This is a genomic window from Streptomyces sp. OfavH-34-F (genome assembly GCF_022347745.1).
Taxonomy (GTDB): Bacteria; Actinomycetota; Actinomycetes; order Streptomycetales; family Streptomycetaceae; genus Streptomyces.
Genome location: NZ_JAKRGC010000562.1, coordinates 1 through 2092, shown reverse-complemented (window position 1 = coordinate 2092; position 2092 = coordinate 1). Strand labels below are relative to the sequence as shown.

The 2092-nt window shown below is 76.2% G+C and carries 2 protein-coding genes; both read right to left on the bottom strand.

Annotated features, from left to right (window positions below; genetic code table 11):
- Positions 1 to 50: 50 nt before the first annotated feature.
- A complete protein-coding gene (locus MHW47_RS34900) occupies positions 51 to 1010 on the bottom strand; it encodes a polyprenyl synthetase family protein (protein ID WP_239227837.1) in 960 nt (319 codons plus the stop codon).
- Between the two features lie 188 nt (positions 1011 to 1198).
- Positions 1199 to 2092 (bottom strand): LuxR family transcriptional regulator (locus tag MHW47_RS34895; RefSeq protein ID WP_239227836.1); only part of this gene is annotated, 894 nt, incomplete at its 5' end.

Here is a 2092-nt window from a genome sequence, read left to right as displayed (position 1 = left end):
CCGGCCAGGGGCCCCGCGCCCGGCGCCCGCGTAACGGCACCGCCGTACCGTCACTCGCAGCCCGCGACCCGGCGGGCGAACGCGCGGAGTTCCGTGCGCCAGCGCGCCTGGACGGGCGCGGTCGCCACCACCGCGTCGGCCCGTGCGAGCTGCCCGGCGATGGTCTCCTCGGCCCGCTCGCGGGCGCGGGCGTCGAAGAAGATGTCCCGCAGGAACTGGGCGTCGTCGTCGAACCCCGGCCCGCCGCGCAGGAAGCCGCGGATCCGCCAGGCCGCGTGCAGGGCGCGCGCGTACTCCTCGTACGGCTCGCGCAGGTCGTCCCGGCCCGCGAGGGAGGCGCCGATCAGCAGGGCGTGGCGCAGCCCGTACCAGCCCGCGCCGCAGCCGGCGCCGCAGCCTTCGAGGCACTGGCCAGGCCAGGCGTCGTCGAGGTACTCCGTCGCCGCCGCGGCCTCCGCGTGCGCCCCGATGGTGCGTTCGGTGCGCAGGCCGTCCCACAACTCCCGTGCGGGCGGCGGCAGCCGGGCCGCGATGCGGTCCCCGTACGCCGTCGCCAGATCGCCCGCGAGTACGGCGGTGTCCTCACCGAAGCGGCGGGACTCGCCGCGCCAGCCGTTGCGCTCGTGCTCGGCGGCGTGGCTGATGTGCAGGGTCGGGATGCCCCGGCGCAGAGGGGCGTTCTTGCGGACGTCGTCCCGGATCATCAGACAGGTGTCGAGGAGTTCGAGCGCGGCGCACGCGGACACCACGTCCTCCCCGTCCGGGTCGCCGCCGGCCGCGAGGTAGCCGGTGAGGCAGATCACCGGATGGGCCCGCTCCGCCCCGGCCTGCACCAGCTCGGCCACCCCCGCCACCAGGACCGCGCTGCGCGGATCGGCCGTACGCCGGCTCCGGGTCTCGTCGGCGAGGAGCCGGGCGAGCCGTTCCTCGACCCGGTCGAGCAGGGCGTCGCGCAGCTGTCCGGGGCTCGCCGCGCTCCCCGGCTGCTCGTGCGTGGGTGTGGTGGTCATGGTGCCCTCCCTGGTGGGCTACGGCCTCGGGACCGACCTTCCAGGACGCGCCATTGGTCGAAACCACCGGCGCCGCGGGCCCGGCCGCCCCGGACCGGAATGCCCCGGCGGGACGCCAGTTGCCTGCCATGGCCCGGGCGGAACGGGCGCGGGCTTGCCATGACCTTGCTACGGGGCGGGGGCGGCCGTCAGATGAACTCGGCGACCCCCAGGTGGAAGTCGACGGGCAGGGCCTGCCGGCCGGGGATCTCCAGCTTCCGGTAGACGCGGGTGAGGTGCTGTTCCACCGTGCTCACCGTGATGTACAGCTTCTGGGCGATCTCCCGGTTGGTGTGGCCGTGCACGGCGAGCAGCGCCACCCGCTTCTCGGACTCGCTGAGGCTCGCCACCAGATCGGCGTGCGGCGCGGCGGCGGCCGCGGCCTCCTGCGGGGCGTCGCCGGTGTGGCCGGGCAGGATCTTCACGCACAGGGCCTCCGCCCCGCACTCCTTCGCCACGTGCCAGGCCCGGCGGTTGACCATGGCGGCGCGGGCCGGTTCGCCCAGGAGGCGCAGCACCTGCCCGAAGTCGCTCATCGCGCGGGCCAGTTCGTAGCTGTCGCCGGAGCGGTGCAGATCGTCCACCGCCTTGGTGAGCATCGCCTGCCGCTCCTTCGGCTCGCGCAGCGACGCCCGCAGCCGCAGCGTCATCCCGCGCACCCAGGGGTCGCCGGCGTCGCGGGTGGTCAGCTGGTCGGCCAGGAACCGGTCGGCCTGCCGGGTCTCGCCGAGCCGGAGCAGCGCCTCCGCCACGTCGGCCCGCCAGGGCAGGACCCGGGGCCGGTCCAGGCCCCAGCGCTTCATGTGGCGGCCGATGTCCAGGAAGTCTCCGAGCGCCGCGTGGAACCGGCTCGTCGCCAGCGCGTAGTGGCCGCGCGCCCGCAGGTAGGCCAGGCCGTGCACGCTGCCGGTCAGCCGCTCGGGCACGGGCCGGCTCAGCACGGCGGCGGCCGCCTCGGGCCGGCCCATGGCGGTACGGGCCCGCACCAGGGTCGCCATCAGCCCGCACAGCTGGACGCCGCCGCCCCGCGCGGGCACCGCGCG